The 13,780-nt window shown below is 64.6% G+C and carries 15 protein-coding genes; 10 read left to right on the top strand and 5 right to left on the bottom strand.

The genetic code is table 11. The features are described from left to right. Positions 1–43 precede the first annotated feature (43 nt). Both B2Z70_RS08895 and B2Z70_RS08900 read left to right on the top strand, forming a co-directional pair. Entirely contained in the window at positions 44–832 is a 789-nt protein-coding gene (locus B2Z70_RS08895) for a MipA/OmpV family protein (protein ID WP_009800470.1), read from the top strand. A 2-nt stretch (positions 833–834) separates the two neighbouring features. Further along, positions 835–1,656, top strand: coding sequence for a CPBP family glutamic-type intramembrane protease (locus B2Z70_RS08900; RefSeq protein ID WP_292982597.1), 822 nt, complete (start codon positions 835–837; stop codon positions 1,654–1,656). A 65-nt stretch (positions 1,657–1,721) separates the two neighbouring features. On the opposite strand, the gene B2Z70_RS08905 is transcribed toward B2Z70_RS08900, so the two are convergent. Both B2Z70_RS08905 and B2Z70_RS08910 read right to left on the bottom strand, forming a co-directional pair. Continuing rightward, positions 1,722–3,935, bottom strand: coding sequence for a M3 family metallopeptidase (locus B2Z70_RS08905; protein WP_292982599.1), 2,214 nt, complete (start codon positions 3,933–3,935; stop codon positions 1,722–1,724). A 119-nt stretch (positions 3,936–4,054) separates the two neighbouring features. Beyond that, complete coding sequence (locus B2Z70_RS08910; RefSeq protein WP_292982601.1) at positions 4,055–4,321, bottom strand: hypothetical protein; 267 nt, start codon at positions 4,319–4,321, stop codon at positions 4,055–4,057. A gap of 135 nt (positions 4,322–4,456) precedes the next feature. On the opposite strand from B2Z70_RS08910, the gene B2Z70_RS08915 reads away from it, so the two are divergent. From B2Z70_RS08915 to der, 8 genes are all read left to right on the top strand, one after another. Further along, positions 4,457–5,041, top strand: coding sequence for an NnrU family protein (locus B2Z70_RS08915; RefSeq protein ID WP_292982603.1), 585 nt, complete (start codon positions 4,457–4,459; stop codon positions 5,039–5,041). A gap of 45 nt (positions 5,042–5,086) precedes the next feature. After that, a complete protein-coding gene (locus tag B2Z70_RS08920; protein WP_009800465.1) occupies positions 5,087–5,464 on the top strand; it encodes a DUF6249 domain-containing protein in 378 nt (125 codons plus the stop codon). Positions 5,465–5,491: 27 nt separating this feature from the next. Beyond that, the gene (locus tag B2Z70_RS08925) at positions 5,492–6,034 is read left to right on the top strand and encodes an RNA polymerase sigma factor (RefSeq protein ID WP_009800464.1); all 543 of its coding nucleotides are present in this window, start codon (positions 5,492–5,494) and stop codon (positions 6,032–6,034) included. Beyond that, positions 6,031–6,387 carry a hypothetical protein gene (locus B2Z70_RS08930; protein ID WP_009800463.1) on the top strand — a complete coding sequence of 119 codons (357 nt, stop codon included), beginning with the start codon at positions 6,031–6,033 and terminating at the stop codon, positions 6,385–6,387. Before B2Z70_RS08925 ends, B2Z70_RS08930 begins: the two co-directional genes overlap by 4 nt. Before the next feature lie 88 nt (positions 6,388–6,475). After that, positions 6,476–7,303, top strand: a complete 828-nt coding sequence (panB, locus tag B2Z70_RS08935) for a 3-methyl-2-oxobutanoate hydroxymethyltransferase (RefSeq protein WP_292982608.1) — start codon at positions 6,476–6,478, stop codon at positions 7,301–7,303. Between the two features lie 83 nt (positions 7,304–7,386). Next, entirely contained in the window at positions 7,387–8,148 is a 762-nt protein-coding gene (locus B2Z70_RS08940) for a tetratricopeptide repeat protein (RefSeq protein ID WP_009800461.1), read from the top strand. Then, entirely contained in the window at positions 8,145–9,548 is a 1,404-nt protein-coding gene (locus B2Z70_RS08945) for an outer membrane protein assembly factor BamB family protein (RefSeq protein WP_292982610.1), read from the top strand. The genes B2Z70_RS08940 and B2Z70_RS08945 overlap by 4 nt, the downstream gene beginning before the upstream one ends. A gap of 26 nt (positions 9,549–9,574) precedes the next feature. Continuing rightward, on the top strand, positions 9,575–10,954 hold the full coding sequence (gene der / locus B2Z70_RS08950; RefSeq protein ID WP_009800459.1) for a ribosome biogenesis GTPase Der: 1,380 nt from the start codon (positions 9,575–9,577) through the stop codon (positions 10,952–10,954). Between the two features lie 46 nt (positions 10,955–11,000). On the opposite strand, the gene B2Z70_RS08955 is transcribed toward der, so the two are convergent. Genes B2Z70_RS08955 through B2Z70_RS08965 form a run of 3 tightly spaced genes read right to left on the bottom strand, consistent with a single transcriptional unit; the run spans position 11,001 to position 13,773 of the window. After that, the gene (locus B2Z70_RS08955; protein ID WP_292982612.1) at positions 11,001–11,720 is read right to left on the bottom strand and encodes an SDR family NAD(P)-dependent oxidoreductase; all 720 of its coding nucleotides are present in this window, start codon (positions 11,718–11,720) and stop codon (positions 11,001–11,003) included. After that, positions 11,717–13,189, bottom strand: a complete 1,473-nt coding sequence (purF, locus tag B2Z70_RS08960; protein ID WP_009800457.1) for an amidophosphoribosyltransferase — start codon at positions 13,187–13,189, stop codon at positions 11,717–11,719. The genes B2Z70_RS08955 and purF overlap by 4 nt, the downstream gene beginning before the upstream one ends. Further along, a complete protein-coding gene (locus B2Z70_RS08965; protein WP_009800456.1) occupies positions 13,186–13,773 on the bottom strand; it encodes a CvpA family protein in 588 nt (195 codons plus the stop codon). Before B2Z70_RS08965 ends, purF begins: the two co-directional genes overlap by 4 nt. Positions 13,774–13,780 lie beyond the last annotated feature (7 nt).

Raw genomic sequence — 13,780 nt, forward strand, 5'->3', positions numbered from 1 at the left:
GCTAGAGCCGACATGTCATCTCCCCAAACAGAAGAGACATGTCATGACCAGATACCTGACGGGCGCCGCCCTGATCGCGGCTGCGTTCGCTCTGCCGGTTTCCGCCTTCGCACAATACGAAGAGCCCGATACGGGCCGTGTGCTGATGCTGGGCGCCGGCGCCTATGCCGTCACCAATCCCTATGAAAGCGCGAAGGACGATCTGGAGCTGGGCGCGCTGCCGCTCTTCCTGTTCCAGCAAGGCCGTCTCACCGTTGACCTCAGCGGCGTGAGCTGGCGAGCGCTGGAGCTCGGCCCGCTGCAGCTGGACGCGCGACTGAGCCCGCGTATTCCGCTGGTCGATCCGGACGACACCGAATTGTATGACGGGCTCGATCGGGATGTGGGCGTGGACGCGGGCCTGCGGGTCGGCGCCCAACGGGGCGCCTTCAGCGCCAGTGCGGAATATCTCATCGACATCAGTGACCAGTCCGGCGGCCAGTCCGTCGATCTGAACATCGCCTGGAGCGTGGCGCCCATCGAGCGTCTGGAGCTCGAGATCTCCGCCGGCGCGGTCTGGAGCGATGAAGACCTCTCGACCTGGCTGTACGGCATTTCCACCGATGAGATGATCCAGGCGCGCGCCTATGAGTTCGGCGTCTCGCCGGGCGCCCCGTCCGGCGGCGTATGGACGCCGCATCTGGGCGTTCAGGCGCGCTATCGGCTGACGGACCGCACGCTTCTGATCGGCGGGCTGGAGGCGGATTTCTACAGCTCCGATATCACCGACAGTCCGCTGATGGCGGATGACAGCTCAACGGGGCTGTTTGTCGGCGTGATGCGTCGGTTCTGATCATGGACGCTCCACGGTTCATGATGGCGGGGCAGGGCGACGTCGTGACGCCGCCCCTGTCCGGCACCGCGCGCCTTGTACAGACGGGGCGCATTCTGGCGATCTGGTTGGCCGCCAGCGCGCCCATGCCGGTGCTGGCCTGGATCATTGCGCCGTTCTGGATGCAACACAGCGATCAATTGCCCGGCCTGATCTTCTGGCGCTGCATCATTCTGGGCATGGTCTGGCAAACCGTCGTGGCGGTTCTGGTCCTCAGACTGGAAGGCGTCCGGTTTCACTGGACGGCGATCAAGGCCCGGCTCTGGCTCAACCCGCCGCTCTGGCCGGGAACGTCAAGAGCGGCGCCGCCGGCCTTCTTCCTCATTCCCTTCATTTTTGCGGCGGGATGGTTTGCCGATTACGCCGTGGGCGCCGGGTTCAGTTCAACGCCGCTTGGTCACAGACTGGAAGGCCTGGCGCCGGCGTTTGCCTTTATCGAAACCTTGGCCGTGCCCGAGCTGGAGGGGCGCTGGGATGTGGTCGCCTTGGCGCTCGTCTCCTGCCTGTTCAACTATGTGCTGGGAGAGGCGCTGTTGTTTCATGGCGTCTTGCTGCCGCGCATGGTGACGGCCTGGGGGCGCTGGGCGTTTGTGGGCAATGGGGTGCTCTTCGCGCTCTATCACGCGCACAAGTTCTGGATGCTTCCGGCGCTGATCCCCAGCTGCATCGCCTACGCCCTCCCAGCCCAGATCTTCAGATCAAACTGGATGTCCCTGATCCTTCATGGGCTTGAGGGCGTGATCCTGATGTGGGTGGTGATCAGCGTGGTGACGGGAACAGCCTGACCCTGAATGCAGAACGGGCGGCTCGTCGAGCCGCCCGCCTTGTCATTCGTCGAAGTGGAAGAGGCTTATTCGCCCTCTTCCTCTTCGCCCGGAACTGGGAAGCCACGGTCGCGCATCAGCGGCTCGACGGTGGCGTCACGGCCGCGGAATTCACGATAGGCGTCTGCCGGATCGACCGAATTGCGCGGCGCGAACAGGTACTGGACCATACGCTCGGCCAGTTCGGCGTCATAGAAGCCGCCCGGCGCTTCGGCGAAGGCTTCGGCGGCATCCGAGGTCAGCACGTCGGCCCACATATAGCCGTAATAGCCGGCCGAATAGCCTTCACCCGAGAAGATGTGCCCGAAGTGCGGGGTGCGGTGACGCATCGGCAGCTCTTCGGGCATGCCCAGACGCTCCAGCGTTTCACGCTCGAAGGCATCAGGATCCAGACCTTCGGGATCGGCGGTGTGCAGATACATGTCCACCAGTGCGGAGGCGAGATATTCGGTAGTCGCGAAGCCCTGGTTGAAGGTCGAGGCGGCGCGGATGCGGGCCACCAGATCATCCGGCATCGGCTCGCCCGTCTCGGCGTGACGCAGATAGTTCTCGATGACCGGCTCGGTCAGCACCCAACGCTCCAGCAGCTGGGACTGGAACTCGGTATAGTCGCGCACGCCGCCGTTCAGGGTCGGGTAGGCGACATTCGAGGACAAGGCGTGCAGCGCGTGACCCATTTCGTGGAAGAAGGTCGTCGCGTCATCAAAGCTGATCAGCACCGGCTCGCCGGGCGCGCCCTTGATGAAGTTGGAGTTGTTGGACGACAGCACGGTCTCTTCACCGTCAAAGGTGGTGTGGCCGCGATAGCTGGTCGCCCAGGCGCCCGAGCGCTTGCCCTGGCGGGCGTAGGGATCGAGATACCACAGGCCGATATGGTCGCCGGAATCGCGATCGGTCACTTCCCAGACGCGGACATCGGGGTGGAAGACCGGCACGGAGCCGTCGGTGATCTCTTCAAACTCGAAGCCGAAGAGCTCGCCGGACACATAGAACATCGCTTCGCGCAGGTTCTCGATGTTGAAGTACTGCTTCACTTCCTCGGAGTTCAGGTCGTATTCGGCCTGACGCACCTTTTCCATGTAGTAGCGGTAATCCCACGGCTCGATCGTGATGTCGTCGCCACGCTCGTCTGCGAGCGCCTGCATCTGTGCGACTTCCTCTTCGACGCGGGCGATGGCGGCCGGCCAGACCGTCTCCATCAGCTCCAGCGCGCGCTCGGGCGTGCCGGCCATGCGGTTCTCGAGGCGCCACTGGGCGTAATTGTCGTAGCCCAGCAGTTCAACGCGCTCGTCACGCAGCTGCAGGATTTCGGCGATGATGGCGTTGTTGTCGTACTCGTCGCCATTGTCGCCGCGATTGTAATAGGTGCGCCAGACTTCCTCGCGCAGATCACGCTCGTCGGAATAGGTCAGGAACGGGTCCATGGAGGAGCGGGTGTTGAGCACCGCATATTCGCCCTCATGGCCGCGCTCGGCGGCGAGGTTGGCGGCGGCGGTGATGAAGCTGTCCGGCAGGCCCGACAGCTCGTCCTCGCTCAGATAGGTGACGTAGTTCTCTTCGTCGGCCAGCACATTGTTGGCGAATTGCGTGTGCAGCTCGGCCAGACGCGACTGGATCTCGGCGTAGCGCTCGGCTTCCGCGCCCTCAAGGGTCGCGCCGTTGCGGGCGAAGCCGTCATAGGTCAGCTGAACAAGACGCTGCTGGTCCGGGCGCAGCGTCGCCATTTCCTCACCGTCATGGACGGCCTGGATGCGGGCGAACAGGTCCTTGTTCTGGGTGATTTCGGATGAGAAGGCGGACAGTACAGGCGCCATCTCACGCTGGATCTCACGGAATTCCGGAGAGCTCAGGTTCGACGACCAGATGCCGTAATAGACGAAGACGCGGTTCAGGGTCTCGCCAGCCCGCTCCATGGCGACGATGGTGTTCTCGAACGTCGGCGGTTCGGGATTGTTGGCGATCTGCTCGATCTCGGCGCGGTTGCGTTCCATGCCGATTTCCAGCGCTTCACGCAGATAGCTCAGGTCCATCTGGTCAAAGGCCGGCACGCCGCCATACGGGCCGGTCCATTCGGCCGTCAGCGGATTGGAGGCTTCCGCCTCATCGGACATGGCGGCGTCACTGGCCTGGCTGTCGGTGGTTTGCGGAGCGGTGGTCTGAGTGTCCGCAGCCGTGTCAGCCGGCTGGCTGCAGGCGGCGAGCGCAAGGCCGCTGACGGCGGCGAGAAGCAGAGAACGCATGAAATCCCCTCCCAAAGGATACAGAGTCGATTGGCGCGCACCTTAGGCTATCCGCCCCGGCTGGCGAAACAGTCCGCACAGCCTGTACGCATTACGATATGTTCAGATGGGGCAGGGGATCAGTCTTCGCCAGACCCGTGGCGATCCTCATCCTCACCTTCGCCTCCGGGCGGCGCATGCATCACCGCAATCCCCATCTGAAGGCTGGCGAAGGTGGAGCCGATGAAGAAGGCGAGAAGAAGGCGTACGCCCATGCCCGCCGGATCGCTCGCGGTCAGGGTGCGGATCTGACCAATGTCCAGCACCAGGATGAGAGCGGTGAACGCGATGCCGATCACCATGCCCAGCACGGCGTGACGCAGCAGAAATCGCAACAGATCGGTCATCAGGCCTCCACAATGGTGAGACTAGACCAGTCCGATGCAGCTTCAATCGGGCCAGACGCCGCAGATGGCCAAGCCCACTCGCCTTTGCGAGGAGAGTCGGTCTAAGCTTCTCGCGCTCAAGGGGAGGGCGTGTCTATGGGCGTTTTGATCACAGGCCTCGTGATCTTTATCGGGGTGCATCTGACGCGGGTCCTGGGGATCAAGGCGCTTATGGTCAGGGTGACCGGCGAAGCGCTGTTCGCGATCTTCTATTCCGTGCTCAGCACGATCGGCCTGACCCTGATCGTCTACGGCCAGATCCTGGCGCATCCCTCGGTGACGCTCTGGCAGCCGCCCGCCTGGACGCGCACAGTGGCGCTGGTGGCGGTGCCGGTGTCTCTTGTGCTGATTTTCGCCACCTATCTGCCCAGCCATATCCGGTCGCTCACACGGCACCCCATGACGCTGGGCGTGTTCCTGTGGTCAGGCTCGCACCTGCTGGCCAATGGCGAGCTCGCCTCGATCCTCCTGTTCGGCGCCTTCGCCGGCTGGTCGCTGATCCTGCTGGTCGAGGGGTACTGGACGGGCGGACACTTCGCCCGGCCCGGCGTTTTGTGGGCGGATCTGACGGCGCTGTTGATCGGCGTTCTCGCGTCTGCGGTTATTGCGTATTTCCACATGCAGCTTTTTGGCGTTGCTGTCGTCGAGTTTGCATCCAATCGGGCCGCACCCGGCATCTAAGCGGTACAGGACGCACAGACAGCGTCCCCAATCTGGAGGTTGATCATGGAAGACATTCTGGTTCCGCTGGGCCTGTTCGGGATGGTCGTGGCGATCGTCGCCATCAATGTGGCCGGTTCGGCTTCGCGCCGGAAAGCGGTTCTGGCGACAGTGCAGGAGGCGATCCGCTCCGGTCAGCAATTGTCGCCCGAGACCATCAAGGCGCTGGGCGTTCAGGAAAAACCCAAGGGTGGTGATCTGAAAGCCGGCTCGATCCTGCTGGCGGTTGCGGCGGCGCTGATCGTTCTGGGCTTCGCGGTAAGCGGACTGGATGCGGATCAGGAGGTCCTGTCGATCATGACCGCGATCGCCGCGTTCCCGGGCTTTATCGGCGTGGTGCTGATCCTGTTCGGTCTGTTCTCGAAGAAAAAGGACCAGGACTGATCGGGTCCTCAGGCGTGGAGTTGGGGCATGACGCCGAGTGACGGCGAACTCATAGCGATGGTGATCGCGGGCAGGGATCAGCGGGCGTTTTCGTCCCTGGTCGCCCGCCACCAGTCCGCCGTGCGCGCCGTGCTGATGCGCTTGTGCCGCAACGCCGCCCTGGCCGACGATCTGGCGCAGGAGACCTTCATCAAGGCCTACAACAAGATCTCCGCCTATACCGGGGCGGGCTCGTTCAAGGCCTGGCTGTGCCGGATCGCCTACACCGAATTCCTGATGAGCGCGCGCAAGCGCAAGGCGATCGACAAGACGATGGAAAAGCTCAAGGCCCAACCCATGGAGACCCATCAGGCGCCCGCCGATGGCGGCGCCCGGGTGGATCTCGACCGGGCCCTCGCCACGCTGGGCGAGGAAGAGCGGGTCTGTGTGGTGTTGTGTTATGCGTCAGGACTGTCGCATTCTGACGCGGCGGAGGTCACGGGCCTTCCGCTGGGCACGGTGAAGAGCCATGTCAATCGCGGCAAGGCCAAACTCAAGGCCTGGTTCGAACGCAAGGAGGCGGCGGCATGACGGACGATCTTGATCCCATGAACGATGACGCCTTCGACGCGGAGCTGACGGCGATGTTCGCCGATGCGGCGCCGCCCGCGGAGGACCCGGTCTTTGTGGAGCACGTCGCCAAAAGGCTCAACAATCCGGACCGCATGCGCTTTCTGGCGCTGGGCGGGGCGGGGGCAACAGGCTCGGCCGTTGCGGGCAGCCAGCTTGAAAACCTCGTGGGCCTGATTCCGGCCGATCAGGCGCATGGCGTGCTGGCCCAGGCGCTGGGCTTCTTCGGACCCGAAGCCATCGTCACCGCTGTGTTCGGCCTCATGGCGCTCGGCTTCGCCTGGGTTCTGCCGGGCGTGCGCAGCTATATCTGAGGCGGATGCGCGGGCGTGAGACCGGGTGACTTGTGCGCCTGCGAAAGCGCGATAGGCTGCGGGGCCAAACTCCAAGGGAGACCCCGTCATGTCCGCTCAAACCCAGTCTCCGGTCAAACGCCTGACCCCCCCGGACATTCGCGCCCGCAAGGGCGGCGCTCCGATTGTCTCCCTGACAGCGTACGACGCGCCGATGGCGGCGGTCATGGATCCGCATACCGACCTGATTCTCGTCGGCGATTCGGTGGGCATGGTGGTTCACGGACTGCCCAACACCATCTCCGTGACGCTGGAGATGATGATTCTGCACGGCCAGGCGGTGATGCGCGGCTCGAAACAGGCGCTGGTGGTCGTGGACATGCCGTTCGGCAGCTATGAGCAATCCAAGGAACAGGCCTTCGCCAATTGCGTGCGGGTGCTGCAGGAAACAGGCGCAGGCGCGGTCAAGCTCGAGACCAGCGTGCAGATGGCCGAGACCGTGCGCTATCTGGTGGAGCGTGCGGTTCCGGTCGTCGCCCATGTGGGGCTGCGTCCCCAGGCGGCGCTGGCGGATGGCGGCTTCAAGGCCAAGGGGCGGGATGAAGACAGCCGCGCCAAGGTGCTGGCTGAAGCGCGCGCCATGGATGAGGCGGGCGCCTTCGCCATCGTGGTGGAAGGCGTGGCTGAGGATGTGGCGCGCGAGGTCACCGAACAGGTGTCCGCGCCCACGATCGGGATCGGCGCATCTGCGGCGTGCGATGGTCAGGTCCTCGTTATGCAGGACATGCTCGGCCTGTTCGACTGGACTCCGAAATTTGTGAAGAAATACGGCAGTTTGCGCGAAATCGCAGATGCTGCGTTCCAGGCCTATGCCGAGGATGTGCGCGCGCGGGTCTTTCCGGGGCCCGAGCATGTCTACAGCGCGAAGAAGCGCTGATACCGCAAGCGCGTATTGCCCGGCGCGATGCACGCGGCTAGGGTCCGGCGCACGGAAATTTTTGAACAAGTGGAGCGCCCCCAGTGGTCGACGTTTTCGACGAAGTCGAAGAAGAGCTGCGCCAGGAACGGTACAACGCCCTTCTCAGGAAATGGGGCCCGTGGGTCGGCGGCGCGGCAGCGGCGATCGTGCTCGGCGTGGGCGCATATCAGTTCATGGAATGGTCTTCCAAGCAGCGTGCGGACGCCGCTTCCGAGCAGTACCAGGCCGCCGCCGAACTCTATGAGGCCGGCAATCTGCTTCAGGCCGACAGCCAGTTTCAGGCGCTCGTCGAATCCGGCCCGCGCGGGTATGAAACGCTGGCTCTGATGCGCCGGGCGGAGATCGCCCTGTCGCAGGGCGACGCCGAGGAAGCCGCGCGACTGTTCAACCGGGCGGGCGAGATCAGCCCGGAACCGCTGATCCGGGACCTGGCGCGCTATCAGGCGGCGCTGGCCCAGTTCGACCAGCTGTCCTATGACGACCTGGCCAACCGGCTTGAGCCGCTGACCGAGGGCGCCGCCCCGGTCGGCTTGCTGGCGCGTGAGTTGATGGCCGCTGCGGCGCTTCGCGATCAGCGCTGGGATGAGGCGCGTCAGCGCTATCAGCTCTTGTCGGTGGCGCTCGATCTGCCGCAGGCCATGAGCCAGCGCGTCATGCAGGCGCAGTCCTATCTCGATCAGCGTGCGCCCGCCGCCGAGCCTGTGGACATGGAGGCCGCACCAGCTGAGGCTTCCGAAGCCGTTGAACCCGCCCCGTCCGAAGCGGCGCCCCAAACCGCCGAGCAAGAGGAGGACGGGCAGTGACCCTGTCTCGCACCCTGCCGCTTTATGCGTGTCTCGCCGCCAGCCTGCTTCTGACCGGCTGCGGCGCCGGTGAGCGCCTGAGCAATCTCAATCCCTTCTCCGCGCCTGAATCCGATGATCCGAATGCGCCGCCGGATTCCGAACGCCGTTCGGTGCTGGAGCTGGGCGATACGCTGCGCGTGCAGGAGGCGGGCGTCGCGACCCTGCCGCGCGCCTATGTGAACACGGCCTGGCCCCAGGCGGACGGATATCCGACCCACGCCATGCAGCACACGGCGGCCAGCGGGGATCTGAACGTTGTCTGGCGCACGCGCGTCGGCGCCGGCTCCAGCCGCAATGCCCGCATCAACGCCCGCCCGGTGATTTCCGACGGCGTGGCCTATGTGATTGACGCCGAGGGCCGGGTGTCCGCCCTGAGCCTGTCCGATGGCGACGAGATCTGGCGCACGCGTCTGGATGATCCCTCCCTGCATGAAGCGCAGGGCGACGGGTTCCTGCCCTTCTTCCGCGGCGGCGACCGGGTGCTGACCTTTGGCGGCGGTCTGTCTTTCGACAATGGGCGGATCTACGCCCATTCGGGCGGCGGCTTCTTTGTCGCCCTTGATGCGGCGACGGGCGAGGAAGTCTGGCGCGCGCATTCGCTGACGCCGTTCCATTCCGCGCCGACGGTCGCGGACGGTCGTGTCTTCGTCTCGACCGATGACAACGAGCTTCTGGCGCTCGACGCCAGCAATGGCGATGTGCTGTGGAGCCACCGCTCCATTGCCGAAACCGCCCGCATCCTGACGGCGCCGAGCCCGGCTGTGCTGGGTGATGTGGTCATCGCGCCTTACTCATCCGGCGAGATCGTGGCGCTGCGCGTTCAGAACGGCACCGTGCTGTGGTCTGACTCCCTGACCCGCGCAGGCGGCCTGACGCCGCTCTCCACCATCAATGACATTGCCGCAAGCCCGGTCATTCTGGGCGATGCGGCATATGCCATGAGCCATTCAGGCTCCATGGCCGCCTTTGATCTGCGCACTGGCGAGCGCATGTGGGAGCAACCGGCAGGCGGACTGAATGCGCCGGCGATTGCAGGCGATTACCTGTTCCTGGTGTCGGTGAATGCCGAGCTGGTGGCGATTGATCGCACCACCGGAGAGGTCCGTTGGCTGACCCAGCTTCAGCAGTTCCGCAATGAGCGCAAACGCAAGAATCGCGTCTCCTGGGCCGGGCCGATCCTGGCGGGTGACCGACTGGTTCTGGCGTCGTCCGAAGGCGATCTCGCCTTCTTCGACCCGACCACGGGTGACCCGATGGGTGATCGCGATCTGGGAGATTCGGTTTACATTGCGCCTGTGATCGCAGATGAAACGGTGCTTGTGCTGACCGATGAAGGCCGCCTGATCGCGCTACGCTGATTTCAGGGGGCTCTGGAGCCCGGTAATTGAAATCGACCCTGCCTGCCCTCGCCATCGTGGGACGGCCCAATGTGGGCAAGTCCACGCTCTTCAACCGTCTCGCCGGCAAGCCGCTGGCGATCGTGGACGATCGCCCGGGCGTGACGCGCGACCGGCGTGAAGCGCGCGGCCGTATTGGCGACCTTGAACTGCGTCTTGTGGACACCGCCGGTTATGAAGATGACAAGGCGGGCATCGAGGCGCGCATGCGCGCCCAGACCGAAGCCGCCCTGGATGAAGCCGATGTCTGCGTCTTCCTGATTGATGGCCGCGAAGGCATCACCGCCATGGATGAGCGCTTCGCTGAAGTGCTGCGCAAATCTCACAAGCCGGTGATCCTGGCCGTCAACAAGTGCGAAGGCGCCAAGGGCGAATACGGCGCCATGGAAGCGTGGAAGCTGGGCATGGGTGAACCCGTGCCGGTCTCCGCCGCCCATGGCGAAGGCATGGGCGATCTCTATGCGCGCCTGACCGACGCCATCGAGGCCGCTCAGGATCGCATCCGCGCCGAGATGGAGGCGGATGGATACGGCGAGGGTGATGATGAAGAGGATCCGCCTCTGCGCCTTGCTGTCGCCGGTCGTCCGAATGTGGGCAAGTCCACTCTGATCAACGCCCTGATCGGTGAAGACCGTCTGATCACGGGCCCCGAAGCCGGCCTGACCCGGGACGCCATTGCGGTGGAATGGGAATGGGACGGTCAGCGCGTGCGACTGCACGACACCGCCGGTTTGCGAAAGCGCGGCAAGGTGGATGACCGGCTGGAGCGCATGAGCGCAGCCGATACGCTGCGCGCCATCAAGTTCGCCGAGATCGTGCTCTTGCTGGTGGATGCCGAGCGCCCGTTCGAGAAGCAGGACCTGACCATTGCGGACCGCGTGGTCACCGAGGGGCGGGGCCTGGTGGTGCTGATCACCAAATGGGATCTGATCGAGGACAAGCAGGCCAAGCTCGCCGAGCTGCGCGAGGAGTTCGAGCGTCTTCTGCCGCAGATCAAGGGCGCGCCGCTGATCCCGATCTCCTCGATCTCGGGCCGTGGCCTTGAGAAAATCATGCCGGCCGTGTCCGCGCTGCACAAGAACTGGGACGTGAAGGTGAAGACCCGCGATCTCAATGACTGGCTCGCCGAGATGGTCCAGCGTCACCCGCCGCCTGCCGTGGACGGCCGCCGTGTGAAACCGCGCTATCTGAGCCAGACGAAGGCGCGTCCGCCGACTTTCGTTCTGATGGCCAGCCGCGCTGCGCATCTGCCCGACAGCTACAAGCGCTATCTGATCAACGGATTGCGCGAGGCGTTTGATCTGCCGGGCGTACCGATCCGCCTGATCGTGAAAGGGCAGAAAAACCCCTACGCCAAGGACAAATAAAAAAGGCGGCCAGCGGGCCGCCTTTTTCATACCGGGTTTGCTGGGCTCAGCCCTGCGCGCTGACGATCTCGCCATTGCGGGTTTCGGACGGCAGGCACAGCTCCACCACTTTCGGCGCGATTTCGGCGGGCGTGGGCAGGGTGTCGGGATCTTCGCCCGGCACGGCCTTGGCCCGCATGCGGGTGCGCGTCGCGCCCGGATCAAGCAGGTTCGCGCGCAAGGGCGTATCGGTCAGCTCCTGGGCCCAGGACTGCACCAGATTGTCGAGGCCGGCCTTGGAGGCGCCGTAAGCGCCCCAATAGGCCTTGGCGCGGCGGCTGCCGACGCCGGAGGTCATGAAGACGGCGCGGCCGGCATCTGAGGCTTTCAGAAGGCTTTCAAAGGCCCGGATCATCCGCGCGGGCGCGATCAGATTGGTGGCGAGAACTTCGTTCCAGACCTTTGACGTCAGCTGAGCGGCGGGCGTCAGCACGCCCAGAGCGCCCGCGTTCGCCACCATGATGTCGAGTTTTTTCCACCGGCCCGCGACCGCTTCGGCCAGCTTTTCAATGCCATCCTGGGAGTTGAGATCGAGCGGGACGAGGGTGGCTTTGCCACCGATGGCCTTGATGGCGTCATCGAGGTCTTCAAGCCCGGCCTGGGTGCGCGCGGTGGCGATCACCTCGGCGCCGGCTTCAGCCAGTTTGAGAGCGATGGCATAGCCCAGCCCGCGCGAAGCGCCGGTCACCAGCGCCACGCGGCCTGCAAGCGGTTTAGTATCGGTCATGCGTCAACCAGAAGTGAGAGTTGCTCTTCCTTGGAGGACGCAGCACGATCGTGGTCCACAAGGCGAGTGGGGTAATCCCCAGTGAAATAATGGTCGGCGAGCTGCGGGCGCTCGGGATTGCGCGCCTCGCCATGCACGGCCCAGTAAAGGCCTTCGACGGACAGGAAGCCCAGCGAGTCGCATTCCAGCATTTCGCCCATTTTTTCAGGGTTCAGGCTGGCCGCCATCAGCTCTTCGCGCATCGGCATGTCGATGCCGTAGAAATCGGGATGAGTGATCGGCGGGCAGGCGGAGCGGAAATGCACTTCCGTGGCGCCGGCCTCGCGCACCATGCGCACGATCTTCTTCGAGGTGGTGCCGCGGACGATGGAGTCGTCAACGAGCAGCACTTTCTTGCCGCGCAGCACCGAAGCGTTGGCGGAGTGCTTGCGTCTCACGCCCAGATCGCGCTTGGCCTGGGTGGGCTGAATGAAGGTGCGGCCGGCGAAGTGCGCCCGGATGATCCCCAGGTCGAAGGGTTTGCCGATCTCTTCGGCGAATCCGAGCGCGGCGGCCATGCCAGAATCGGGCACCGGGACCACAACGTCGATATCGGCAGGGCATTCCTGGGCCAGTCGGATGCCCATGCGCTTGCGCGCTTCGTAGACCGAAATGCCGTCGATGACGGAATCCGGACGCGCGAAATAGATGTACTCGAATGCGCAGGTGCGCGCCGGGCGCGCCGGAGCATAGCGGCGGGTCTCGATGCCTTCGTCAGACACGATCACCACTTCGCCGGGCTCGATATCCCGGATATAGCGCGCGCCGATCATGTCGAGCGCGCAGGTTTCCGACGCGAAGATCGTCGCGCCGTCGAGCTCGCCCATCACAAGCGGACGAATGCCCAGCGGGTCGCGTGCGCCGATCAGAAGATCATTGGTCATCGCGACCAGCGCGAACGCGCCTTCGATCTGGGTGAAGGCGGAAATCAGGCGCTCTACGGAATCAGGCTGCTTGGAGCGGGCGGCGAGCTGCAGGATCACTTCGGAGTCCGAGGTGGACTGGAAGATGGCGCCGCCGGCGACGAGTTCCTCGCGCAGCAGCCGGGCATTGGTCAGGTTGCCGTTATGGGCGAGGGCGATGCCGCCGCCGCGCACATCGGCGTAGAGCGGTTGCACATTGCGCATGCTCGACCCGCCCGAGGTGGAATAGCGCACATGGCCGATGGCCATGTCGCCCGTCAGGCGCTCAAGACGCTTGGGCTCGGTGAAGTGCTCGCCCACCAGACCCAGATGGCGTTCGGTGGTGAACCGGCCCTTGTTTCGGTCATAGCTGGTGATGCCGCAGGCTTCCTGTCCGCGATGCTGCAGGGCATGCAGACCAAAAGCGGCCAGGACCGACGCATCGGCCACGCGACGCACGCCGAACACGCCGCATTCTTCCTGCGGGCGGTCGGTGGCGGGATCATAGGTCAGGCTGGGGAAGCTCATCCGTCCTCGTCCTCGTTTGTGCGTTCGATAAGCCGACCGATCGGGTCTTCGTCAACGCTCTCTTGCGGTTGGTCTGCAGGCGTCTTGCCCTTGACCCAGCTGGTCTCGGGGGCCAGCGATTGAAGAAGGTTCGCACTGGCCTCGGCCAGCGGGTAAACGCGTGAGCCCGTCAGCCAGTTCGGCGTGGCGCCGGGCAGGGTGTTCTTGAACACCAGAACCAGAAGGCCCAGCAGCACCAGACCGCGCGCCAGACCGAAGACAAAGCCGAGGGCGCGATCCAGAACCGGCACGTCCTCGCCCTGCTTCACATTATGGGTCAGCGGGCCAGTGACGAAGCTGACGGCCAGATAGACCAACAGGAACACCACACCCATTGCGATCAGGTTGGCGAAGAGCGCCGAACCGATCACCGACTGCATCAGCGGCGCGAAGACCGGGCGCGTCCAGAGCGCGGCGAGGGCCGCCGCCACCAGCGCCGTCACCGTCAGCGCCTCGCGCACAAAGCCGCGCGTCAGCGCCATGATCCCGGACGCAAAGAGGATGAGAAGGGCGAGGATGTCAAAACCGGCTAGCGCTGCGTTCATCGTCGTC

Origin of the sequence: Oceanicaulis sp. UBA6590 (genome assembly GCF_002433705.1) — a bacterium.
In the GTDB taxonomy this organism is placed as follows: Bacteria; Pseudomonadota; Alphaproteobacteria; order Caulobacterales; family Maricaulaceae; genus Oceanicaulis.

Coding starts and splice junctions, on each gene's coding strand:
- B2Z70_RS08895 (WP_009800470.1), top strand. CDS start 44: ATGACCAGATACCTGACGGGCGCCGCCCTGATCGCGGCTGCGTTCGCT.
- B2Z70_RS08900 (WP_292982597.1), top strand. CDS start 835: ATGGACGCTCCACGGTTCATGATGGCGGGGCAGGGCGACGTCGTGACG.
- B2Z70_RS08905 (WP_292982599.1), bottom strand. CDS start 3,935: ATGCGTTCTCTGCTTCTCGCCGCCGTCAGCGGCCTTGCGCTCGCCGCC.
- B2Z70_RS08910 (WP_292982601.1), bottom strand. CDS start 4,321: ATGACCGATCTGTTGCGATTTCTGCTGCGTCACGCCGTGCTGGGCATG.
- B2Z70_RS08915 (WP_292982603.1), top strand. CDS start 4,457: ATGGGCGTTTTGATCACAGGCCTCGTGATCTTTATCGGGGTGCATCTG.
- B2Z70_RS08920 (WP_009800465.1), top strand. CDS start 5,087: ATGGAAGACATTCTGGTTCCGCTGGGCCTGTTCGGGATGGTCGTGGCG.
- B2Z70_RS08925 (WP_009800464.1), top strand. CDS start 5,492: ATGACGCCGAGTGACGGCGAACTCATAGCGATGGTGATCGCGGGCAGG.
- B2Z70_RS08930 (WP_009800463.1), top strand. CDS start 6,031: ATGACGGACGATCTTGATCCCATGAACGATGACGCCTTCGACGCGGAG.
- panB (WP_292982608.1), top strand. CDS start 6,476: ATGTCCGCTCAAACCCAGTCTCCGGTCAAACGCCTGACCCCCCCGGAC.
- B2Z70_RS08955 (WP_292982612.1), bottom strand. CDS start 11,720: ATGACCGATACTAAACCGCTTGCAGGCCGCGTGGCGCTGGTGACCGGC.
- purF (WP_009800457.1), bottom strand. CDS start 13,189: ATGAGCTTCCCCAGCCTGACCTATGATCCCGCCACCGACCGCCCGCAG.
- B2Z70_RS08965 (WP_009800456.1), bottom strand. CDS start 13,773: ATGAACGCAGCGCTAGCCGGTTTTGACATCCTCGCCCTTCTCATCCTC.